This window comes from Kitasatospora sp. NPDC059327, from assembly GCF_042752535.1.
Taxonomy (GTDB): Bacteria; Actinomycetota; Actinomycetes; order Streptomycetales; family Streptomycetaceae; genus Kitasatospora.
In genome coordinates this window covers 1-21,932 of record NZ_JBHYYB010000032.1, presented here as the reverse complement: position 1 = coordinate 21,932, position 21,932 = coordinate 1, and the positions used below count along the sequence as shown (strand labels likewise).

Genomic DNA, 21,932 nt, shown 5'->3' with positions numbered 1-21,932 from the left:
CACCAATGACCGACATCCAGGACCCCACGGCCGGGCTGTCCGCGACCAAGCGCGCCCTGCTCGCCCAGCGGCTGCGCACGGCCTCCGCCCCCGCCAGAACCGTGCCCGCCCGGCCCCCCGGGGCCGTCCCGCCGCTCTCCAGCGGCCAGGAACGGCTCTGGTTCATGGACCAGTTCGCCCCCGGCTCGACCGCCTTCACCCTCGCCCCCGCCCGCCGGTTGCGCGGGCCGCTGGACCGCGCGGCGCTGGACGCCGCGCTGACCGACCTGGTCGCGCGGCACGAGGCGCTGCGGATGACCTTCCCGAGCACTCCCGAGGGCACCGCGGAGGTCCGGGTCGCCGAGGCCGCCCCGTGCACCGCCCGGTTCGTCGACGCCGTCGCCGACCCCGACCCCGCCGGGCGGGCCGCGGCCGAGCTCGGCGCCCTGGTGGCCGAGCCGTTCGACCTGACCGCCGGACCGCTGCTGCGCGCCCTGCTGGTCCGCACCGCACCCGACGAGCACGTGCTGGCGCTGGTGATGCACCACATCGTCAGCGACGGCTGGTCCCTGGACATCCTCAACCGCGAGCTGGACGCGCTCTACGCCCGGCACGCCGACGGCACCCCGGACGGCCTGACCGCCCCCGCCGTCCGGTTCGGGGACTACGCGCACTGGCAGCGCGAGCGGCTGACCGGCGGCGCGCTGGCAGCCTCCCGCGCGTACTGGCGGACCGAACTGCAGGGCGTCCCCGCCCTCGAACTGCCCACCGACCGACCTCGGCCACCGGTGCTGACCTTCGACGGCGCCGCGCTGGAGTTCCACTGGGGCGCGGAACTCGGCAGCGGCGTCAACGCGTTGGCGCGCTCCGCCAACGCCTCCGCGTACATGGTGCTGATGGCCGCGCTGCAGACGCTGCTCGGCCGGCACGCCGGCGCGCGGGACTTCGTGGTGGGCTCGGCCGTCGCCGGCCGGCTCCACCGCGAACTGGAGGACGTCGTCGGCCTGTTCGTCAACATGCTGCCGATCCGGGCCCGACTGGAGGGCGATCCGACCTTCACCGAGCTGCTCGGCCGGGTCCGCGAGACCACCCTCGACGCGTACACCCACCAGGAGGTGCCCTTCGAGCAGATGGTGGCCGACCTGGAGATCGAGCGCGACGTCAGCCGGTCGGCCGTCTTCCAGGTCAGCTTCGCCTTCCAGAACTACGGCGACCGCACCGCCGGGAGCGGCACCGGCGGCGGGCTCGGCGGCGAGAGCTTCGGCCACGAGGCCGCCACCACCCGGACCGACCTCGCGCTCTACCTGCGGGAGAAGTCCGACGGCGGCCTGTACGGGCTGCTCACCTACCGCACCGACCTCTTCGACGCCGCGACCGTCCGGCGGCTGGTCGAGCGCTTCGAGCTGCTGGTGACCGCGGCCGTGGCCGACCCGGCGCGCCCCGTCTCCCGGCTGCCGCTGCTCACCCCCGGCGAACGGCGGGACGTCCTGGAGACCTGGGCCGCCGGACCGCCGCTGCCCGACGAGGCGGCCGGGCCGGGCACCCTGACGGCGCTGCTCGCCGCCACCGCGCGGGCCCACCCGGAGCGTCCGGCCGTGGTCTTCGAGGACCGCACGGTCGAGTACCGCGAGCTGGAGCGGCGGGCCACCGGCCTGGCCCGCCGGTTGCGCGCGCTCGGCGTGCGGCCCGACGACCGGGTCGCGGTCTGCCTGGAGCAGTCCCCCGAGCTGGCGGTGGCCCTGGTCGGCGTGCTGAAGTCGGGCGGCGCCTACCTGCCGCTGGACCCGGAACAGCCGCCCGCCCGGCTCGCCCGGCTGGTGGCCGACGCCGAGGTCCGGGTGCTGATCACCGACACGGTCCTGCGGGAGCGGTTCCCCGGCTACGCCGGCACCGAGCTGCTCACCGACGGCGACACCGACCCGCTCGCGGCCGGCCCACTCGCGGCCGACCCGCTCGACGCCGACCCGCTCGACGCCGACGCCGAGCCGTTGGACGAGGTCTCCGGCCCGGACCACCTGGCGTACGTGATCTACACCTCGGGCTCCACCGGCGCACCGAAGGGCGTCGCCGTCCAGCACCGGCAGGTCCTCAACTACCTGGCCGGGGTGCGGGAACGCCTGCGGATCGAACCGGGCGCCGGCTACGGCCTGCTGCAGTCGTTGTCCTTCGACTTCAGCATCACGATGCTCTACCTCGCGCTGAGCACCGGCGGCCGGGTCCACCTCCTGCCGCGCCGGATCGCCGGCGCCGAACTCGCCGAGCGGGTCGAGGCGCTGGAGCTCGACTACCTCAAGATGACCCCCTCCCACCTGGCCGCCCTGAGCGCCGACGCGCCCCTGGAGCGGCTGCTGCCGCGCCGGGCGCTGGTCCTCGGCGGTGAGGCCTCGGCCTGGCCGTGGGCCGCCGAGCTGGCCGCCCTGGGCCGCTGCGCCGTGTTCAACCACTACGGCCCGACCGAGGCGACCGTGGGCGTCACCGTCCACGAGGTCACCGCCGACGCCGCAGGCCCGGGAAGCACCCCCATCGGCACCCCGCTCGCCGGCGCCCGCTGCCACGTCCTCGACGAGGCGCTGCAGCCGGTGCCGCCGGGCGTCACCGGTGAGCTCTACCTGGGCGGCGACCGGCTCGCCCGCGGCTACCTGGGGCGCCCGGACCTGACGGCCGAGCGCTTCGTCGACGACCCCTTCGGCGCACCCGGCGACCGGCTCTACCGCACCGGCGACCTCGCCCGCTGGCGGCCCGACGGCACGCTCGACTACCTGGGGCGCGGCGACGACCAGATCAAGGTGCGCGGCTACCGGGTGGAGCCCGGCGAGATCGAGGCCGCCCTCACCGCCCTGCCCGGGATCACCCAGGCCGTCGTCCTGGCCCGCGGCGAGGGGCTGCGGCAGGCCCTGGTCGGTTACCTCGAACACCCGGGCGGCGGCCCCGCGCCGGCGCCCGCCGAGCTGCGCGACACCCTCGCCGAGTCGCTGCCCGACTACATGGTGCCGTCCCGCTTCGTCGTGCTCGACCGGCTGCCCCTGCTGGCCCACGGCAAGGTCGACCGCCGGTCGCTGCCCGAGCCCGAGGAACCCGCCGCGACCGGCGAGTACGTCGAACCGCAGGGCGACGCCGAGCGGTTCCTCGCCGAGCTCTGGACCGAACTGCTCGCCGTCCCCCGGGTCGGCGCCCTGGACGACTTCTTCGAACTCGGCGGACACTCCCTGCTCGCCACCCAGGTGGTCGCCCGGCTGCGCCGCGCCTTCCCCGAACTCCCCACGCCCGTCGGGGTGATGGACCTCTTCAAGTACCCCACCGTCCGGCGGCTGGCCGCCCTGCTCAGCGACCCGGACGCCGACCGGGGCCCCCGCCGGCTGCTCCACCGGCTCACCCCGGCCGGCCGGCGAACCACCGCCAGCATCGTCTGCACCCCCTACGGCGGCGGCAGCGCGCTGATCTACAAGCCGCTCGCCGACGCGCTGCCCACCGACTGGGCCCTGCACTCGCTCGCCGTCCCCGGCCACGAGCTGGGCGAGGAGGCGATGGACCTCGACGAGGTGGCCGCCCTCTGCGCGCAGGAGATCGTGGACACCGTCGAGGGGCGGATCGTCCTGTACGGGCACTGCGGCGTCGGGGTCCGGCTGGCCGTGGAGATCGCCCGCCGGGTCGAGGCGGCCGGGCGGGAGATCGAGGCCGTCCACCTCGGCGGCATCTTCCCGTTCGCCCGGCCGCGCGGGCGCGGCGCCGCCGTCGGCGAGCGTTGGGCGCGGATCGCCGACCGTCTGCGCAGCGACCAGGGCATGGTCAACGCGCTGGCGGCGGCCGGTCTGGACACCGACGAGGTGGGCGCCGAGCAGTTGCGCCTGATGGTCAAGAACCGCCGCACCGGTACCAAGGAGGCCGAGCAGTACTTCACCCGGCTCTTCGAGAGCACGGACGGCCGGATCCAGGCACCGGTGATCGCGGTCTGCGGCGACCGGGACCCGGCGACCGAGTTCTACCAGGAGCGGTATCGCGAGTGGCACCGGCTCAGCGACACCACCGGCGTGGTGGTACTCGACGAGGCCGGCCACTTCTACCTCAAGTACCGGGCCGCCGAACTCGCCGACATCCTGACCACCGTGCACCGCTCGGTGGCGGCCGGACAGGAGGAGCGCCACCGGCCCGCCGAGGGCGCCACCTGGTGGCTCGCGGGCCTCTCCCGGGACGGCGCGGAGCAGCCCGCCGACACCCCGGCGGCGGCTGCCCGGGCGACGGCCCGGCCGACCATGCGGCGTTTCCTCGGGGTCGCCGCCGGTCAGCAGATCTCCATGATCGGCTCGGCGCTCACCGAGTTCGCCCTGCCGGTCTGGATCTACCTGACCACCGGATCGCTCGCCCAGTTCGGCCTGCTGGCCGCCTGCGGTCTGGTGCCCGGCATCCTGGCCGCCCCGATCGCCGGCGCCGTCGTGGACCGCGGCGACCGACGCCGGATCATGCTGTACGGCGATGTCGCGGCCGGTCTGACCCAGGCGGTGATGCTGCTGCTGTACCTGACCAGCGGCCTGGAGGTCTGGCACGCGTACGTGCTGATCGCGGTGCTCTCGACAGCGCTCACCTTCCAGCGGCTGGCCTGGAACTCGGCCGTCCCGCAGCTGGTACCGAAGCGTTTCCTCGGACGCGCCAACGGCGTGGTCCAGATGGCCTTCGGGCTGGCCCAGTTCCTGGTGCCGCTCTTCGCGGTCGGTCTGCTCTCCGCGCTCGGCCTCGGCGGCATCCTCGCCCTCGACGTGGCCAGCTACGTGGTGGCCACCGGGGTGACGCTGGCCGTGCGCTTCCCGGACGTGATGGCCGGCCAGCGGCGGGAGAGCGTCGCCGCCGAGATCCGGGCCGGGTTCCGGCGCGCGCTCGGCAGCCGGCACTTCCGCGCGATGCTGCTGTTCTTCGCCGTCCTCAACATCTTCCTCTCGCCGCTGTTCCTGCTCACCACCCCGCTGGTGCTCTCCTTCGCCCCGCTCGCGGCCGCCGGATGGGTCGCCGTCGCGGCCGGTCTGGGCGCCGTCCTGGGCGGCCTGACGCTGCTCGTCTGGGGCGGGCCCCGGCGGCTGCGGCTGCGCGGTGTCCTGTTCGCCACCCTCGGACTGGCCGCCGCCTGCCTGGTGACCGGTCTGCGCCCCTCGGTGCTCCCGGTCGCGCTCGGCGCCTTCGGGATGGCCTACGCACTGGCCCTGGTCAACGGTGTCTACGCGACGATCGTGCAGACCAAGGTCCCGCTGCGCTTCCACGGCCGGGTGATCGCGGTGAACACCATGGTCGCCTGGTCCACCCTGCCGGTCGGCTTCGCCGTGGTGGCGCCACTCGGCCCGCGTCTGGTCCAGCCGCTGGTCGACGAGGGCGGCCCGCTCGCCGGCACCGTCGGGCAGCTGATCGGGACCGGCGAGGGGCGCGGCATCGGCCTGCTCTACCTGCTGTTCGGCCTGGCCATGGCCCTGCTCGTGGTGATCTGCCTGGCCGTCCCCGCCCTGCGCCACTTCGACCGCGACGTCCCCGACGCCGAACCCGACGACCTGGTCGGCCTCGCCGCCCTGACCGACCGCGCCTCCACCACCGCCACCACCGCCGTCCCCGCCGTCCCCGCCGCACCGACGACCGCCCCGCCCGCGCCGGCCACCACCGCACCCATCACCACCGCACCCATCACCACCGCGCCGGCCACCGCCGCACCCGCCGCCACCCCGCCCACGCGCCGTACCGGAACCGAGGCCGCCGTCCGATGACCACCACTCCGCCCACCGGATCCGCCGGGCCCGCCGAGGCCACCCACCCGCTCACCGAGGAGCAGCGGCGCCTCTGGTTCCTCCAGCAGCTGAACCCCGCCGACGCCGGCTTCACCATGTACCTCTGCCGTCGCTGGAGCGGACCGCTCGACCGGGCCGCGCTGCGCAGGGCGCTCGACCGGCTGACGGCCCGCCACGAGACCCTGCGGACCCGCTTCGCCCTGGCCGGTGAGGCACCCGTCCAGCTGGTCGAGCCGCCCGCGCCGGTCCCGCTCGACCTGGTCGAGCTGGCGCCGGGCGCGAGCGAGCGCGCGTTCACCGAGGCCTGCCGCCCGGCGGTCAACGCGCCGTTCGACCTGGCCGCGCGCCCGCCGCTGCGTGCCGTCCTGATCTCCTCCGGGCCGGACGAGCACGCGCTGGCCGTGGTGGTGCACCACATCGTCTCGGACGGCTGGTCGTTCCGGATCCTCTGGCGCGAGCTGCTCGCCCTGTACCGGGAGGAGACCGGCGAGGCCCCGGCCGATCTGGCTCCGCTCGCCCTGCGGTACGGGGACGTCGCCCGGGCCGAGCAGGATCGCGCGGCGGCCGGCGGCGCCGAGGAGGCGTTCCGCTACTGGGCCGAGAAGCTGGCCGGCACCGGCCGGCTGCGGCTGCCGCTGGACCACCCCCGGCCGGCCGATCCGCTGCACCCCGCCGGGTTCGCCTCGGTCGACCTCGGCCCCGTGCTCACCGCGGAGCTGGACGCGCTGGCCCGGCGGGAGCGCTGCACCCCGTACATGGTGCTGCTGGCCGCCTACCAGTGCGTGCTGGCCCGCTGGACCGGCACCCGCGACTTCCTGGTGGGCACCCCGCTGGCGGGCCGGACGGTGGCCGCCCAGGAGGCGCTGGTCGGCTACTTCGCCCGCACCGGGGTGATCCGCGCCGACCTCACCGGGGAGCCGGACTTCCGGACCGTCCTGCACCGGGTCCGGACCGCCACCCTGGGGGCGCTGAGCCATCAGGACGTGCCGCTGGAGCGGCTGGCCGCCCATCTCGGCCTGCCCGCCGAGGCCGGCGCGGCGCCGCTCTACCAGGCGGTGTTCGTCCACCAGAGCCAGTACGACCTGGCCGGCGGCGACGGCGGCGCCGAGCTGCCGGCCGGGGTCCGCACCGCCTCGATGGACTCCGGCTTCGAACGGGCCAAGACCGATCTGCTGCTGGACAGTTGGCGGACCGCCGACGGCGGGCTGACGCTGTCCTTCACCTTCGACCGGGAGGTGTTCGACCAGACCACCGTGACGGCGCTCGGCGAGCGGTGCCGGACCCTGCTGGCCACCGTGGTCGAGGATGCCGCGCTGCCGTTGCACGGGGACTGGCTGCTCGGGCCGCTGGAGCGGGCCGAGCTGCTCGCGCTCGGCGCCGGACCGGTGCCCGGCCCGGCGCACCCGGTGCTGCGACGCTTCGCGGAGCGGGTCGCCGCCGCTCCCGGGGCACCGGCCCTGGAATGTGCCGGCCGCACCGTCTCCTACGCCGAACTGGACCGGCTGGCGGATGAGTTGGCCGACCGGCTGGGCCCGGTCGGCGGGCAGCTGGTCGCGGTGCGGATCGCGCCCTCGGTCGACCTGGTGGTCGCGCTGCTGGCGGTCTGGAAGGCCGGGGCGGGCTATCTGCCGCTCGATCCGGCCCACCCCGAGGAGCGGCGGCAGCTGATGCTCCGCGAGTCCGGCGCCGTCCTGCTGCTGACCGACGAGGGCGGCGACGGCCCGCGGATCCTGCCGGGGGCCGCCCCGGCGACCGGCGACGACCGCGCGGGTCTCGCCTACGTCCTCTACACCTCCGGATCCACCGGCGCCCCCAAGGCGGTCGCCGTCGAGCACACGGCCCTCGCCGCCCGGGTCGACTGGATGACGGGCCCGGACGGCTACCGGCTCGCCCCCGGCGACCGGATCGTCCAGTTCGCCTCGATCGGCTTCGACACCCACGCCGAGGAGCTCTGGCCGGCGCTCGCCGTCGGTGCCTGCGTGGTCCTGCTCCCCGACGGCGGCCGCACCCTGCCCGAGCTGCTGCGCGGCCCGCACGGGCCGGCCGTGACCGTCCTCGACCTCCCGACCGCGTACTGGGAGGAGCTGGTCTCGCTGGGCGCGCAGACGCCCTGGCCCGCCGCCCTGCGGCTGGTGGTGCTCGGCGGCTCGGAGGCCCGGGCCGACGCCGTCGCCCGCTGGCGGGAGCGGCACGGTGACACCGTCCGGCTGGTCAACACCTACGGCCCGACCGAGGCCACCGTGATCGTCACCGCCGCCGACCTGGACGCCCCCGACGCCGTCCGGCCCCCGCCGCTCGGCCGGCCGTTGCCCGGGGTGCGGCTGTACGTGCTCGACGAGCGCGGCGCCCTGCTCCCCCGCGGCTCCGAGGGCGAACTGCACATCGGCGGCGCGGGACTGGCCCGCGGCTACCTGGGCCGCCCCGACCTCACGGAAGCGGCCTTCCGGCCCGACCCGTTCGCCGACCCGTTCGCCGGCCCGGGCGACCGGCTCTACCGCACCGGTGACCGGGCCCGCTGGCGCACCGACGGGCAGCTGGAGTACCTGGGCCGCACCGACGAGCAGATCAAGCTGCGCGGCTACCGGATCGAACCGGCCGAGATCGAGGCCGCCCTGACCGGGCATCCGGAGGTGGCGCTGGCGGCGGCGGTCGTCCACGCCGGCCGCCGGCTGATCGGCTACGCCGTGCCCGCCCCCGGCGCCGAGCCCTCGCCCGTCGCACTGCGCGAACACCTCGCCCGCCGGCTGCCCGCCTACCTCGTCCCGGACACCGTGGTGCTGCTCGACCGGCTGCCGCTGACCCTCAACGGCAAGCTGGACGCCGCCGCCCTGCCCGCCCCGGACCCGACGGCCGCGGCCGACTACCTGGCGCCGCGCACCGACGCCGAACAGCTCGTCACCGAGCTCTGGCAGGAGGTGCTGGGCCTGCCCCGGGTCGGCGTCCTCGACGACTTCTTCACGCTCGGCGGGGACTCCCTGCTGGTGACCCGCGTCGTCGCCCGGATCCGCGCCGGCGTCGGCCTGGAGGTGCCGATCCGGGACGCCTTCGAACTCTCCACCGCGGCCGCGCTGGCCGCCCGCATCGAGGAGCTGCTGATCGCCGAGATCGAGGCCCTCAGCGAGGACGAGGCCGCCGACCGGCTGACCGGCTGACCGGCACCGCGAAGGCTTCGGCCCGGACCGCCGAGCGGTCCGGGCCGAAGCCTTGTCCGACGTCACGCACCCGGCGGGACCGACCGGCCGGGAGCTACGGCGCCGGGCTGGCGGGCGGGAGGAGCGGGCCGGTGAGCAGGGTGCCGGTCTCCGAGAACGGCCAGCCGTTGGGCACGCAGCCGTGCAGGCCCTTGATCTGCTGCATCATCACCGGCGCCGGCTCGCCCGGGCCGGGGCAGTCGACGTGGCCGAGGCCGAGGACGTGGCCGACCTCGTGGTTGACGGCGAGCGCGTGGTACTCCTGGGGCCGGCCGGTGTAGAACTCCGTCAGCTCGTTCCAGCGCTTGGCGTTGATGACCACCTGGTGCCCCACCCCGCAGTTCACCGAGCCACCGGTGTCCAGGCCGTACTGGCCGCAGATCCGGTCGGTGGTCTCCGGGGTCGCCAGGTAGACGGTGAAGTCCACCGGGTCGGCGGGCATCCGCTGGAAGGACCGCGTGCCGTCGGCGGCCCAGCCGCGCCGGACGTCGCCGAGGACGGCGTCGACCTCGGCGGCGAACTGCTCGGGGCTCTCCTTGAGCCCCTTCTCGGCACGCACCTTGTAGCGGAGCAGCTGCTCGCCGGTGCCGAGGCGGGCGGAGCCGCCGGCGGCGGTGGTGAACGCCTCCGCGAGCGGCTTCGGGCGGACGGTGGTGGCCGGAGCCCACGGGCGCCACCAGAGCAGTCCGGCGGCCAGCGCGGCGACCACCGCCACCGCGACCACGCCGGTCCGGGACCGCCGGAGCCCGGCGAGGCCGCTCATCGGCCGCCTCCGGGGGTGCGGTGACGGCGCGGCAGGCGGCTCGGCGCCAGGTGGGCCGGCCCGCCGGTCCACGGTTCCGAGGTCCTGGGGCGGACGCTGCCGACCGATCGGGTGCGGGCCGGGGGCTGGGAAAGCATGGTGACGCGGGGCTCCTGTCCGTGAATCGCACGGTTGTGCGGTCACGTAGAGGCTAACCGGCCGCCGCCACCACTCCGTCCGGACGGTCCGCCGGGCGCGGACCCCGGCGGACCGGGCGGCCGCGGCCGGAACCGACCCCACGATCCGTCACCGGCCGGGGCGAACACCGGGGTCCGGGCCCGGGCGGCCGGCGGGCGGCGCACTCCGGCGGGCCCCCGCCCGACCCTCCGGACCCCGCACCCGTGCCCTTTCGGGCAGCGCGCCCCGGGCCTCCCGGGCACCGGCTCAGCCTCCGGCGGCCTCCGCGAGGCGGCGCTCCAGCTCGGCGGCCAGGGCCTCCACCGTCTCCGGGTCGAAGGCGTGCTCGTTGTAGCGCAGCCAGCAGACCAGCGCGCCGTCCGGCTGTTCGACCGCCGCCAGCTCCGGTACGTGCCGGTCCCCGCCCGGCATCGGGTAGGGCACGGTGGCGCTGCGCGGGAGCTCCCAGGCGGTGCAGGCCAGCCCCGGCAGCTGGGCCGGGGCGCTCCACGCCTCGTAGCGGAGCCAGGCGGCGAACGGCGCCCGGGGGCTGAACTCGGCGAAGGGGTAGAGCTGGTGGTCCAGCGCCGCGGTCGAGGCCACCCGGATCCGGGCGAGCAGTTCGGCGAAGCCGGGCGCGCCCGAGGCGTCGATCCGCAGCAGCAGCGACTGGACGAGGCAGCCGACGGCCCGCTCCGCCTCCGGCTCGGTCCGGCCCGGCACCGGGGTCATCAGCACCAGGTCGGTCTGCCCGCTGCGGTCCGCCAACAGACCCAGCCAGAGCGCCGCGAGCGCCTGGAACGGCGTCGCGCCCGCCTCGGCCGCCCGCGCCCGCAGGGCCTCGGCCCGCTCCGGCGCCACGGCCAGCCGGTGGGCCGCGCTCAGCACGACCTCGGTGTCCCGCCGCCCCGGGAAGGGCTCCACCGCCTGCGGCGCGCCCGCCAGGGTGCGGGCGAAGTGGGCCCGGGACTTCGGCCAGTGGGCGTTCGACCAGGCGATGAGCTCCCGGTACTCGCGCCCGGGCCGGGGCGCGGGCGCCGACCGGCCGCGGCGCAGCGCCGAGTAGAGCACGCCCAGTTCGCGCAGCAGCACCCCGACCGACCAGCCGTCGGCGACCATGTGGTGCACCGCGAGCAGCACGGCGTGGTCCTCCGGCCCCCGGGTGACCACGGCCAGCCGGGTCATCGGCCCCTCGGCCACATCGGTCAGCCGGTCCCGGACGCCGACCAGACGGTCGGACACCTCGTCGTCGCTCTCGCCCAGCGCCTCGGCGAGCACGACCTCCGTGTACGGCTCCTCGTCGACCACCGCCCGCCGCACCCCCGGCTGTCCGGCGTCCGGCACCGGGACGAACCGGGTCCGCAGCGCCGGGTGGCGGCGGACCACCTCGTGCAGGGCCTCGGCCAGCAGGTCGGTGCGCAGCGCCTCGGTGACCCGGAACATCACCGCCACCGAGCCGACGTTGCGCCCCTCGGCCTCGGCCGTCCAGCGCAGGAAGTTCTCCTGCTGGGAGGTGAGCGGGACGTCGTGCGGCTGGGCGCGCAGCTCGCGCAGGTAGTCCGAGACCTCCTCCTCGGCGGCCGGGCCGGCCGCCGGTTCGGCCGGCGGCGCCTCCTTGAGCCAGGCGGCCTGGGCGCGCAGCGAGGGCCGTTCGAAGACCAGGGCGGTGCCGGCCGCGACGCCGAACTCGGCGGAGATCGCGGCGGCCAGCTGGACGGCGCGGAAGGAGTCCCCGCCGAGGGCGAAGAACTCGTCCTCCACGGCGTGCACCGGGCGGCCCAGGACGCGGCGCCACAGGGCGGCCAGCGCGACCTCGCGGTCGGTGGCCGGCGGGGTGCCGGGGCCGGCCGGGCGGTCGGCCGCTTCGGCGAACCGGGCCCGCAGTTCGTGCTTGAGGACCTTTCCGCTGGGGTTGCGCGGCAGCCGGTCGGTGACCAGGATCCGGACCGGCAGTTCGCCGCGCCCGAGCCGGCCGCTCAGGAAGAGCCGCAGCTCGTCGAGGTCCAGGCCGTCGGCGGCGGGCACCACGGCGGCGACCGGCACCGCGCCCATCACGGGGTGCGGGACGCCCAGCGCCGCCGCGTCCGCGACCCGCGGGTGGGCGTGCAGGACGTCCTCGATCCGGAGGGTGGAGACCTTCAGCGCACCGGACTTGATGAGGTCGCTCTCCCGGTCCACCAGGTACAGGTAGCCCTCGGCGTCGAGCCGGCCGAGGTCGCCCATCCGTACCCAGCCGTCGCGGAACACCGCGGCCGACTCGGTGGGCCCGGCCACGTAGCCGCGCGGCGGGCCGGGTTGGCGCAGCCAGACCTCGCCGACGGCCCCGGGCTCCACCGGCTGCCCGTCGGCGCCGAGCAGCCGCAGGTCGGCCGGGTTGGTGGGGCGGCCGACCGAGCCCGGGCGGCGGGCGTCCACCACCGCCGATATCTGGGCCGGCGAGGACTCGGCGGAGGTGTAGGTGTTGACCACGGTCGCGGTGGGGAGCGCGGCGGTGAGCGCCGTCGCGACCGGGGCTGGAAGCGCGGCGGCCGAGGAGCTGACCAGCAGCACGCTGCCGAGGTCCCGGCGGCGGGCCACGCCCGAGTTCAGCAGTTCCACGGCCATCGACGGCACCAGGAAGACGGTGCCGACCCGGTGTTCCTCGACGGTCCGGCCGAACTCCTCGGCGTCGAAGCGCGGCAGGCAGATCGTCGCGGGCGCGGCGACCAGCGCGTTGACCAGGACGACCTGGGCCGCGTTGGTGCCGATCGGGAAGGCGTGCACGGCGTGTGCCGAGTGGGCGTACGGCCGCGGCCTCGGGTCGAGCCGCTGGCCCGCGGTGAGGCTGGCGTGCGCGGCCTGGACGCCCTTGGGCGCCCCGGTGGTGCCGGAGGTCCCGATCACCTGGGCCAGGTCCTCGGGGCGGGGGCGGTGCGGGGGCTCGTCAGGGGTGTCGGCCGCCGCCTCCAGTGCGGCGAGCCGCAGGCAGGACAGGCCGGCTCCGGCCGCCCGGGAGTCGTCCGCCGTACCGGCCACGGCCAGCCGGACGGCGCTCGCCGAGGCGAGCCGGGTGGTGTCCTCCCGGCCGAGGTCCTCGCGGACCACCACCCCGGCCGCGCCCGCGTAGTGCACGGCGAGGAAGGCCACCGCGTACTCGTCCCACGCGCGGTTGGGGAACAGCAGCAGGACCCGGTCCCCGGGGCGGACCCCGGCGCGGGTGAGTCCGTGCGCGGCGCGGACGGCGCGCTCGCGCCACCGGCGGTAGTCGAGGGGGGCGCCGCCGGGGACGAGCAGGGCCGTCCGCTCGGGGTGCCGGGCCGCCCGGTCGTCCAGCAGATCGGGCAGCGTGAGCGGAGCACTGACGGTGGATCGGGTGTTGATGACGACTCCCGGAAAGGGCCAGGACAGGGACGACGGCCGATCGGCCGGACGGGTGACTGGTCCAGACCGTAGCGGCTCCGCGGTCCTGCCCGCCAGAGCCGTCCGAGGAGCGTCCCGCGCCGCCCGGGCCGTGGTGTCCACCGCTAGGCCGGTCGGCGGGTATCGGGTGTGTCGCGCCGTCAGCTCCCGTGCGGCGCGGGGCCGCGTCCTAGCGTGACCAGCCGCGGGCCGTCACCGGAGGGAGAGCCGTGCCGAGACCACGCCAACGGACGGCGGTCGTCCAGGTCCTGCTGCTGACGCTCGCCCTCGCCGCCTGTGGCAGCGGTTCCGGCGGCGGCGACGCGGCGGTCACCCTCGACTGGTACAACTTCCCCGATGACTCCGGTGCCCTCCAGCAGGCCGCCGACTCCTGCGGCCGGGCCTCGGGGGGCCGCTACTCGATCCGCTACAACAAGCTGCCGCGCACCGCCGACGGTCAGCGCCAGCAGCTGGTCCGCCGGCTCGCCGCGCACGACACCGGTGTGGACATCATGGGCCTGGACGTCACCTGGGCACCCGAGTTCGCGGAGGCCGGCTGGGTCCGGGAGTGGACCGGCGCGGCGAAGGAGCAGGCCGGCGCCGACACCCTGGCCGCCGCCCTGAAGACCGCCACCTGGAAGGACCGGCTGTACGCCGTCCCCTACAACTCCAACACCCAACTGCTGTGGTACCGCGACGACCTGGTGCCGGCGCCGCCGCGCACCTGGGCCGAGATGCTGGCCGCGGCGGGTGAGCTGGCCAAGGCCGGCAAGCCGCACTTCGTCGAGGTCCAGGGCGCCCAGTACGAGGGCCTGACGGTCTGGTTCAACACGCTGGTGACCAGCGCCGGCGGCTCGGTGCTCACCCCCGACGCCACCGCGCCCTCGCTCGGCGCGCCCGCCGTCACCGCCGCCGGCGTCATCCGGGACCTCGCCCGTTCCCCGGCCGCCGACCCCTCGCTCGCCAACCAGATGGAGGACCAGAACCGGCTGGCGATGGAGTCCGGCACGGCCGCCTTCGAGCTCAACTACCCCTTCGTCTACCCCGCCATGAAGGCCGACCGGCCCGAGCTGTTCCCGCACTTCCGCTGGGCGCCCTACCCCGCCGTCCTCCCGGACCGCCCGGCCAGCGTCACCATCGGCGGGATCGACCTCGCGGTCGGTTCCTACAGCCGGCACCCCGAGCTCGCCCAGGAGGCCACCCTCTGTCTGCGCAACCGCGACAACCAGCTGACCAACGCGCTCAAGGGCGGCCTGCCGCCCTCCCTGCGCAGCCTCTACACCGCCGCCGAACTCACCGACAGCTACCCGTTCGCCGCCGATGTGCTGGCGGCGCTGGACTCCGCCTCCGTCCGGCCGCAGACACCCGCCTACCAGAACGTCTCGATCGCGATCTCGCACGCGCTCTCCCCGCCGTCGGCCGTCCAGCCGGAGCGCACCGTCTCCACGCTGGGCGGCCAACTCAAGGACGCGCTCGGCTCGAAGGGACTGATCCCGTGACCAGGCCGCCCACCCTCCTCGGGACAGCGCCGAAGGGCCGGTCCGAGGGGTCGCGGCAGGAGCGCCGGCTCGGCTGGCTGCTCTGCGCCCCGGCCGTGCTGGTGATGACCGCCGTGACGGCCTATCCGGTCGGCCTCGCCATCTACCTCTCCCTCCAGCGCTACGATCTGCGCTTCCCCCAGCAGGCGGAGTTCGTCTGGTTCGAGAACTACGCCGCCGTCCTCTCCTCGCCCTTCTGGTGGCAGGCGCTCTGGGTGACGGTGCTGATCACCGCCGTCTCGGTGACCGTGGAACTGGCGCTCGGGCTCGCCCTGGCGCTGGTGATGCACCGGGCGGTGTTCGGCCGGGGCGTGGTGCGCACCGCCGTCCTGGTGCCGTACGGGATCGTCACCGTGGTCGCCGCCTACTCCTGGCAGTACGCCTGGACGCCCGGCACCGGCTACCTCGCCGCGCTGCTGCCCGAGGGCAGCGCCCCGCTCACCGACCACTGGCAGGCGATCGGGCTGATCATCCTGGCCGAGGTGTGGAAGACCACGCCCTTCATGGCGCTCCTGCTGCTGGCCGGCCTGGCCCTGGTCCCCGGGGAGACCGTCCGGGCCGCGATGGTGGACGGCGCGACCTTCGGCCAGCGGCTGCGGTGGGTGATCCTGCCGCTGATGAAGCCGGCCGTCCTGGTCGCCCTGCTCTTCCGGACCCTCGACGCGTTCCGGGTCTTCGACAACATCTACGTGCTGACCGGCGGCTCCAACGACACCGGCTCGGTGTCGATCCTCGGGTACGACAACCTCTTCACCGCACTCAACCTGGGCATCGGCTCGGCGATCTCGGTGCTGATCTTCCTCTGTGTGGCGGCGATCGCGCTGGTCTTCGTCAAGGTGTTCGGCGCCGCCGCGCCCGGCGGCGGGACGGAGGGCCGATGACGTCCCGCCGCACCCGCACGGCGACCGGCTGGGGCGTCGTCAACCTGGTGGTGGTGCTCTACGCGCTGTTCCCGGTCTGGTGGATCGCCGCGCTCTCCTTCAAGGACCCGAGCACCCTCGACGACGGCGCGTTCGTCCCGCGCGTCTGGACGCTGGAGAACTACCGCGGCATCTTCCGGACCTCGGACTTCACCCGGGCGCTGCTCAACTCGATCGGCATCGCCGTCATCGCCACCACCGTCGCGGTGCTGCTCGGCACCATGGCGGCCTACGCGGTGGCCCGGCTGCGCTTTCCGGGCAAACGCCTGCTGATCGGGATGTCCCTGCTGATCGCGATGTTCCCGCCGATCTCGCTGGTCTCGCCGCTGTTCGACATCGAGCGGGTGCTGGGCCTCTTCGACACCTGGGCGGGCCTGATCATCCCGTACATGACCTTCTCCCTGCCGCTCGCGATCTACACGCTCTCGGCGTTCTTCCGGGAGATCCCGTGGGACCTGGAGAAGGCCGCGAAGGTGGACGGCGCGACACCCGCGCAGGCGTTCCGGCTGGTGATCGCCCCGCTGGCGGCGCCGGGCGTCTTCACCACCGCGATCCTGGTCTTCATCTTCTGCTGGAACGACTTCCTGTTCGCCATCTCGCTGACCTCCACCAACGCGGCGCGGACCGTCCCGGCCGCGATCGCGTTCTTCACCGGCAGCTCGCAGTTCCAGCAGCCGACCGGCTCGATCGCCGCGGCCGCCGTGGTCATCACGGTGCCGATCGTGGTGTTCGTACTGCTGTTCCAGCGCCGCATCGTGGCCGGCCTCACCGCCGGCGCCGTCAAGGGCTGAGGCCCGGGAGCACCCCGTCCCGAAGACGTCCCAGGAAGGCAGGCAGGGCATGGCCGAGATCGTCCTCGACGGCATCACCAAGCGCTACCCGGACGGCGCGGTCGCCGTCCACGGCATCGATCTGACCGTCGCGGACGGCGAGTTCGTGATCCTGGTCGGCCCCTCGGGCTGCGGGAAGTCCACCACCCTCAACATGATCGCGGGCCTGGAGGACATCACCGAGGGCACCCTGCGGATCGGCGGCCAGGTGGTCAACGACCGCGCGCCCAAGGACCGGGACATCGCCATGGTGTTCCAGAGCTACGCGCTCTACCCGCACATGAGCGTCCGCCAGAACATGGGCTTCGCCCTGCGACTGGCCCGGACCGACAAGGCCGTGATCGCCGCCAAGGTCGAGGAGGCCGCCCGGATCCTCGACCTCACCGAGCACCTGGACCGCCGGCCGGCCAACCTCTCCGGCGGACAGCGCCAGCGGGTCGCGATGGGCCGGGCGATCGTTCGCGACCCCAAGGTCTTCCTGATGGACGAGCCGCTCTCCAACCTGGACGCCAAGCTCCGGGTGCAGATGCGCACCCAGATCTCCCGCCTCCAGCGCCGGCTCGGCACCACCACCGTCTACGTCACGCACGACCAGGTCGAGGCGATGACGCTCGGCGACCGGGTGGTGGTGCTGCGCGGCGGCGTCGTCCAGCAGGTCGGCGCCCCGCAACAGCTCTACGACGAGCCGGCCAACCTCTTCGTCGCCGGGTTCATCGGCTCACCTGGGATGAACGTCCTGGACGCCACCCTGGAGCAGGGCGTGCTGCGCACCGCACTGGCCGACCTACCGGTGAGCGACCGGCTCCGCCGGCGGCTGGCCGAGGCGAACGCCCCGCGCGACGTGGTCGTCGGCCTGCGGCCCGAGCACTTCGAGGACGCCGCGCTTCTGCGCCCGCGGGGCGGGCGGACGGCCACGGTCGACGTCGAGGTGCTGGAGTCGGTCGGCTCGGACGTGTTCGCGCACTTCACGGTGGCGGGCGGGACCCGCGCCCCGGGGGCTCCGGAGGAGCCGGGCGCTCGGCGCCGGGAGACCGCGGCCGACCCGCGCGGACGCGAGCTGGTGGCCCGGATCGGCACCGACACCCGGGCCGCCGAGGGCAGCCCGCTGGAGCTGTGGATCGACACCGACCGGCTGCACGTGTTCGACCCGGTGACCGGGGTCGCCCTCAGCCACGCGGGGTGACGCGGCGCCCGCGACGGAGGTGGCGGGACCACGTGAGCGAGGACGGGGGCGTGGGCCCCCGTCGACGTGCCGGAGCGGGCGATCCGGGTGATCATGGGACAACGCACCTCGAAAGGTGGAATGCGATGTTCCAGCTGCTGTGGATTCTGCTCATCGGTTTCGTGCTGGGTGTCCTGGCCAAACTGATCCTCCGCGGCCCGCAGGCGATCCCCTGGTGGCTGACGATGCTGCTCGGCGCCGCGGGGGCCTGGCTGGGCAACGCGGTGGCCGGCTGGGTCGGCGTACGGCACACCTCCGGCATCGACTGGATCCGCCACATCCTCCAGCTCGCCTTCGCGGTCGGCCTGGTCGCCCTCGTCGCCCCCGCCTGGAGCAGATCGCACCCCAGCCGGTAGTACCCGACCGGCCCCGCCGTCCACCCGCCCGCGCCCGCGGCCGGGTGGACGGTGGGACCGCGCACGGACGACCGCGGCTAGACTCGCCCGACCGAAGTGGACACCTGTCCGGCTCGGGCGCGGGCGCCGGCGGCGCGGTGCCGGCCGGTAATCGCGCGAGGGACAGAACATGGTCGAGGCCGCCCCCAAGGTCGTTGTCGTCGTACCCACGTACAACGAACGGGAGAACCTGCCGGTCCTCGCCGGGCTGCTCGCGGACCTCAAGCTGCCCGGTCTGCACCTGCTGGTGGTCGACGACAACTCCCCGGACGGCACCGGCGAGGTCGCGGACAAGCTCGCGGCGGAGGCTCCCGGCACCGTCGGCGTCCTGCACCGCACCGAGAAGGACGGACTCGGCCGGGCCTACGTCGCGGGCATGACCCGGGCCCTGGCGGAGGGCGCCGACGTGGTGGTCCAGATGGACGCCGACCTGTCGCACCCGGCCTCGGTGCTCCCGGTCATGGTCGAGACGCTGCTCGCCGACGACACCGCCGTGGTACTCGGCTCGCGCTACGTGCCCGGCGGCTCGACCGCCGAGGAGTGGCCGTGGCACCGCAAGGCGCTGTCCGCCTGGGCCAACCTCTACGTCAACACCATCCTCGGCCTCGGGGTCCGGGACGCCACCGCCGGGTTCAAGGCCTGGCGGGCGGAGGCCCTGCGGGCCATCGACCTGCCCTCGGTGCACAGCAACGGGTACTCGTTCCAGGTCGAGCTGAACTACCGCGCCGTCCAGCGCGGGCTGCGGATCCGCGAGGTCCCGATCCGCTTCGAGGAGCGGATCCAGGGCACCTCCAAGATGAGCCTCGGGGTGCAGGTCGAATCGGCGCTCGCGCCGTGGAAGCTGCTGCGCGAGCAGCGCCGCCGTCCCTGACCGGCCCGCCGCGCTGGGCCGGACGAACGGCTCTTTCGAGTGCCGGTGCGACGGATCGACGGTGTGAGCGGCCCCGGCGGGGAAAGAAGGGCGGCATGGCCCTTCTCCCGGAGTCCTTCGCCACCACACTGCGCCGCGGTGCCCGCGAACCCTTCGTCGTCCAGACGGTCCGGGCCACGGTGGCCGCCACCCTCTCGTACGCGGTGGCGACCCAGCTGAGCAGCGAGCCGGCCCCGCTGACCGCGCCGCTGACGGCGCTGCTGGTCGTCCAGGTCACCGTCTACTCGACGCTGACCACCAGCATCCGCCGGGTCAACTCGGTGGTCGTCGGGGTGCTGATCGCGATCGGTTTCAGCTCGGTGGTCGGGCTGTCCTGGTGGAGCCTGGGCCTGATCATCCTCGCCTCGCTGACCATCGGGCGCTTCGTCCGGGTGGACGAGTTCGTCCAGGAGGTGGCGATCAGCGCCATGCTCATCCTGGGCGTCAGCCAGGTGACCTCGCAGGCCTGGGACCGGGTGCTGGAGACCCTGATCGGCGCCACCGTCGGACTGCTGTTCAACCTGGTGTTCGCCCCGCCGGTCTGGGTGGACACGGCCGGCGAGTCGATCGAGGACCTCGCCCGGCGGGCCCGGCACCTGCTGCTCGGCATCGCCGAGGAGCTCGGCGCGCCCACCCCCGTGGAGCGCGCGGCGGAACGGCTGCACGAGGCCCGCCGGCTCGACCAGGCCATCGCGGACGTCGACGGGGCGCTGCGCCAGGCCGAGGACAGCCTGCGGCTCAATCCCCGGATCAGCGAGGGGCTGCTCTCCCGGCTGGTGCTGCGGACCGGCCTGGACACGTTGGAGATCTGCGTGGTGGTGATCCGGGTGCTGGCCCGCTCGCTCACCGACCTGGCCAAACGGCGGGCCCCGGGCGAGCGGCTCTTCCCCCCCGACGTGGCGGTGGCGCTGGAGGAGCTGCTGAGCCACCTCGGCGGGGCCCTGGTGAGCTTCGCGGTGCTGGTCACCACCCAGGTGAGCAGCAATGCCGAGGAGGCCGAGCGGCGGCTGACCGCCGAGCTGGCCGCCGCCTGGGCCGTCCGGGACAACGTCGCCCAGCTGCTGCTGCTCCGGGTGCAGGGACACCCGGAGGCCTGGCAGCTGCACGGGGCGCTGCTGGCCGAGGTGGACCGGATCCTCGACGAGCTCGATCTGGAACACCGCAGCCGACGTCTGATGGAGGAGCTGGACCGGGCCTCGGTGGCGAACCGGGAACGGTTCTCCCGGTTCGCCCGGCTGCGTCGGCTGGCCCGGGGCGAGCGCCTGAACCCGGGCCGGCTGCGCCGTCGGCGACGCGCCCGGCAGCCGGCCTGAGGACCGGGCCGGACCGCCCCGGCGGGGCGGCCGCCGGATCAGCCCCGGGCGGCGTCGAGGAGCGGTTGGATCTCGATCTTCTGCATCCGCAGCATCGCCGCCGTGACCCGGCCGACCCTGGCCGGGTCCGGGTCGGCGATCAGTTCGGTCAGGACGCGGGGGACGATCTGCCAGGAGAGTCCGTAGCGGTCCTTGAGCCAGCCGCACGGGCCGCCCTCGCCGCCGTCGGCGGTGAGCTTCGCCCAGAGATCGTCGACCTCGCGCTGGTCGGCGCAGTCGACCTGGAGCGAGACGGCCTCGGTGAAGTGGAACACCGGACCGCCGTTGAGCGCGACGAAGCCCTGTCCGTCGAGCTCGAAGGTCACGGTCATGACCGTGCCGGCCTCACCGGGGCCGGCCTCGGCGTAGTGGGTGATCCCGGTGATCCGGGAGTTGGCGAAGACCGAGGTGTAGAAGCGGGCGGCCGCCTCGGCCTGGTCGTCGAACCAGAGGAAGGTGGTGATCTTCTGCATGGCGCCGACGCTAGCCGCCGGCCCCGGCCGGGCGGTCGAGCCACGGCCGGAGGTCACCGGTTCGGCGCCCCCGACCGTGCCCGAGCCTGCGCGTCGGCACCCGCCCGGCCCGAACGACGGATCAGTGCACCCAGCCCGCGTACCGCTGGGTGAAGCGCAGGCCGGTGCCGGCCGTCACGACGACGTCGTAGCGGCCCTGCTTGTCCAGCGGCCAGGCCAGGTTGACCTGCTTGCCGGGCTTGACCCAGACCGTCTGCGCGGTACCCGCGAAGTCGTTGGGCACGGCGGTGAAGCCGACGGCGGTCAGCCCGTCGTTGACCAGTTGGAGGGTGAGCCGGGAGGAGTTGCTCAGGTCGGCGGTCACGATCGGCACGCCGATGTCGTTCTGGCCGTCCTGGCCGTCGCGGACGACGGTGCCGGCGAAGCGGCGGACGAAGCCGTCCGGGCCGTGGACGGTGAAGTCGTAGCGGCCGTGGGTGGCGGCGGCGTCCCAGGTGTAGGCGGCGGTGGCACCGGGGGCCACCGTGTAGGGCGTCCCGGCGAACGGGAGGACGATGTTGGGGTAGACGGTGTAGGGGAAGGCGACCGCGCCGTCGTTGCTCAGGGTGCAGGTGACCTTGCCCGTCCTGCGGTCCACCTCGATGTCGGCCCAGGGTTGGTACGGGAGGTGGCGGTGCGGGCGGTCGCCGGGTTCCTGGACGGGCATCGACTGGGTGCCGGCGGCGGGCAGGGCGACGCCGGGGAGTTTGGTGCCGGCGTCGGACTTGGCCATCAGGGCGACGGTGTCGGGCAGTTGGGGGATGGTGTAGTCGGGGGCGGCGAAGTCGAAGCAGCTGGTGAGGTCGCCGCAGACCGCGCGGCGCCAGGCGGAGATGTTCGGCTCGGCGACCTCGGTGACCCGCTCCATGAAGCGCAGGACGGAGGTGTGGTCGAAGACCTGGGAGTTGACGTAGCCGCCGCGCGACCACGGGGAGGCGACCCACAGCGGCACCCGGTTGCCCAGGCCGATCGCGCGGCCCTGGGTGAACTCCTCGGGCGTGCCCGCCTCGGGGGTGGGCGGCACCAT

The 21,932-nt window shown here is 74.8% G+C and carries 13 protein-coding genes; 9 read left to right on the top strand and 4 right to left on the bottom strand.

Features of this window, described 5'->3' with window-relative positions:
- Positions 1–5 precede the first annotated feature (5 nt).
- Positions 6–5,717 carry an amino acid adenylation domain-containing protein gene (locus ACFXHB_RS20715; RefSeq protein ID WP_380576047.1) on the top strand — a complete coding sequence of 1,904 codons (5,712 nt, stop codon included), beginning with the start codon at positions 6–8 and terminating at the stop codon, positions 5,715–5,717.
- Entirely contained in the window at positions 5,714–8,890 is a 3,177-nt protein-coding gene (locus tag ACFXHB_RS20710) for an amino acid adenylation domain-containing protein (protein ID WP_380576046.1), read from the top strand. The genes ACFXHB_RS20715 and ACFXHB_RS20710 overlap by 4 nt, the downstream gene beginning before the upstream one ends.
- A 94-nt stretch (positions 8,891–8,984) precedes the next feature.
- Here ACFXHB_RS20710 and ACFXHB_RS20705 read toward each other — a convergent pair whose 3' ends face one another.
- Together ACFXHB_RS20705 and ACFXHB_RS20700 are read right to left on the bottom strand one after the other, a co-directional pair.
- Entirely contained in the window at positions 8,985–9,692 is a 708-nt protein-coding gene (locus ACFXHB_RS20705; RefSeq protein ID WP_380576045.1) for a DUF3152 domain-containing protein, read from the bottom strand.
- 423 nt (positions 9,693–10,115) lie between these two features.
- Positions 10,116–13,349 (bottom strand): AMP-binding protein, encoded by a 3,234-nt coding sequence (locus ACFXHB_RS20700; protein ID WP_380576044.1) that lies wholly within the window; start codon positions 13,347–13,349, stop codon positions 10,116–10,118.
- 107 nt (positions 13,350–13,456) lie between these two features.
- Here ACFXHB_RS20700 and ACFXHB_RS20695 point away from each other — a divergent pair, with 107 nt between their 5' ends.
- The 7 genes from ACFXHB_RS20695 to ACFXHB_RS20665 all read left to right on the top strand — a co-directional run bounded on the left by ACFXHB_RS20695 (position 13,457) and on the right by ACFXHB_RS20665 (position 20,354).
- Positions 13,457–14,725 carry an ABC transporter substrate-binding protein gene (locus ACFXHB_RS20695; protein WP_380576043.1) on the top strand — a complete coding sequence of 423 codons (1,269 nt, stop codon included), beginning with the start codon at positions 13,457–13,459 and terminating at the stop codon, positions 14,723–14,725.
- Positions 14,722–15,645, top strand: a complete 924-nt coding sequence (locus ACFXHB_RS20690) for a carbohydrate ABC transporter permease (RefSeq protein ID WP_380576042.1) — start codon at positions 14,722–14,724, stop codon at positions 15,643–15,645. Before ACFXHB_RS20695 ends, ACFXHB_RS20690 begins: the two co-directional genes overlap by 4 nt.
- Positions 15,642–16,475, top strand: a complete 834-nt coding sequence (locus tag ACFXHB_RS20685) for a carbohydrate ABC transporter permease (RefSeq protein WP_380576041.1) — start codon at positions 15,642–15,644, stop codon at positions 16,473–16,475. The genes ACFXHB_RS20690 and ACFXHB_RS20685 overlap by 4 nt, the downstream gene beginning before the upstream one ends.
- 49 nt (positions 16,476–16,524) lie before the next feature.
- Positions 16,525–17,697, top strand: coding sequence for an ABC transporter ATP-binding protein (locus ACFXHB_RS20680; protein ID WP_380576040.1), 1,173 nt, complete (start codon positions 16,525–16,527; stop codon positions 17,695–17,697).
- A 125-nt stretch (positions 17,698–17,822) separates the two neighbouring features.
- Positions 17,823–18,092, top strand: coding sequence for a GlsB/YeaQ/YmgE family stress response membrane protein (locus tag ACFXHB_RS20675; protein WP_380576039.1), 270 nt, complete (start codon positions 17,823–17,825; stop codon positions 18,090–18,092).
- Positions 18,093–18,261: 169 nt separating this feature from the next.
- A complete protein-coding gene (locus tag ACFXHB_RS20670; protein ID WP_380576038.1) occupies positions 18,262–19,002 on the top strand; it encodes a polyprenol monophosphomannose synthase in 741 nt (246 codons plus the stop codon).
- Positions 19,003–19,097: 95 nt separating this feature from the next.
- Entirely contained in the window at positions 19,098–20,354 is a 1,257-nt protein-coding gene (locus ACFXHB_RS20665; RefSeq protein WP_380576037.1) for an aromatic acid exporter family protein, read from the top strand.
- A gap of 38 nt (positions 20,355–20,392) precedes the next feature.
- Here ACFXHB_RS20665 and ACFXHB_RS20660 read toward each other — a convergent pair whose 3' ends face one another.
- Positions 20,393–20,866 (bottom strand): VOC family protein, encoded by a 474-nt coding sequence (locus tag ACFXHB_RS20660; RefSeq protein ID WP_380576036.1) that lies wholly within the window; start codon positions 20,864–20,866, stop codon positions 20,393–20,395.
- A 121-nt stretch (positions 20,867–20,987) separates the two neighbouring features.
- On the bottom strand, positions 20,988–21,932 hold a 945-nt coding region (locus ACFXHB_RS20655), incomplete at its 5' end, for a phospholipase domain-containing protein (RefSeq protein ID WP_380576035.1).